Source organism: Streptomyces azureus, assembly GCF_001270025.1.
In the GTDB taxonomy this organism is placed as follows: Bacteria; Actinomycetota; Actinomycetes; order Streptomycetales; family Streptomycetaceae; genus Streptomyces; species Streptomyces azureus.
Genome location: NZ_DF968444.1, coordinates 1 through 1,426 on the forward strand (window position 1 = coordinate 1; position 1,426 = coordinate 1,426).

Below are 1,426 nucleotides of genomic sequence, written 5' to 3' on the forward strand. Positions count from 1 at the left end.
AGCATGTGCTTCACACCCAAGGTCAACCCCGGGGACACGAGCGGGATCGATGTCGTGTGCCCCACGGCGGAGCATCCCAACGAGGTGGTGGGCACCCCCGCCAGCGACCTGGCCCAGCCGAGGGACATCCTCACCGTCGAGATCGCCGGGCTCGCCGGCGCGGCACTCACCGTCATCGCCTCACTGCGCCGCATCCGGGGCACCGACTCCCCCTACATGCTGCCCCTGGCGTCGGCGGTGCTGAAGTTCCCCACCGGCGCCCTGTCCGCCTTCCTCGGACTGCTGCTGATCCGGGGCGCCTTCGTCCCCGGGCTCAGCGATCTCGACAGCAGGGCGCAGGTCCTCGGCTGGGCCGCTGCCTTCGGCGCCGCCCAGCACCTGGTGACCCGGCTGGTCGACGACCGTGCCCAGATGACGCTGGCGGAGGTGGGCAGGACGACCGACGCCGTGATCGACCCCGAGAGAGCCGCCGTCAGGGAGAGCAACTTGCTGGGAGAGACGACCGGGGTGTCCGGACCGCCGACCGCCTTCGAGAACGGCGCGAAACCGCACGAAGGGTCACAGGAGAGGACGCGCGAGGGAGCGCACAGGGACGAAGAGGCGGACGGGTCTCGTCCGCGATCCGGGCCCTGAGCGGTCGCCCTCTCACCGCCGGAGAGGTGTGTGAGCCGTCTCCGGCAGCCGCAGGTACACCAGCGACGACAGCAGGCAGAGCACCGCGACGTACCAGGGGAAGAGCCCGGCGTGGCCCACCTCCTTGAACAGGGTGCCCACGTACGGAGCCGTGCCGCCGAAGAGGGCAACCGTCAGCGAGTAGGGAAAGCCGATGCCGGCCGCCCGGACCCGGGGTGGGAAGATTTCCGCGTTCACGGCCGCGCTGATCGAGGTGAACCCGGTCAGCAGCACCATGCCGGCGCAACTCACGAGCAGCAGCACGGCGAAGGAGTCGCGGAGGGCGTGCAGCAGGGGCACGGTGAGCAGGGCGAAACCAAGGCCGAAGAAGAGCAGCAGGGGGCGGCGGCCGAAGCGGTCCGACAGGAGGCCGCCGAGCGGTTGCAGCAGGGCGAAGAAGGCCAGTGAGATCGTGCTCGCGAGCAGCGCGTCCGACTTCTCCAGCCCCGCGTTGAGTTCGGCGTACGTCGGAAGGTACGACGTCCACGTGTAGTAGGCGATGGTGCCGCCCGCCGTGATGCCGCCGATGAGCAGGGACTCGCGCGGGTGCCGGCGCAGCGCCTCGAACAGGCCAGGGCGCGGGGCCTTCTGCTGCTCGGCGCTGCGGGTCTCCTGAGCGCCCTGCCGGATCCAGAAGCCGACCAGGCTCAGTACGGCCCCGAGGACGAACGGGACCCGCCAGCCCCAGCCGTTCATCTGCCCGTCGCTCAGCGTGTCCACGAGCAGCGTGGCGATGCCGGAGGCGACCAGCTGC

Annotated in this window: 1 protein-coding gene and 1 pseudogene; one reads left to right on the plus strand and one right to left on the minus strand. The window is 70.7% G+C overall.

Annotated features, from left to right (window positions below):
* Window positions 1-633, plus strand: a pseudogene (locus AOQ53_RS35380) (hypothetical protein); the annotation flags it as partial.
* Between the two features lie 12 nt (window positions 634-645).
* Here AOQ53_RS35380 and AOQ53_RS35385 read toward each other — a convergent pair.
* Window positions 646-1,426: MFS transporter (locus AOQ53_RS35385; RefSeq protein ID WP_148640421.1), on the minus strand; the 781-nt coding region annotated here is incomplete at its 5' end.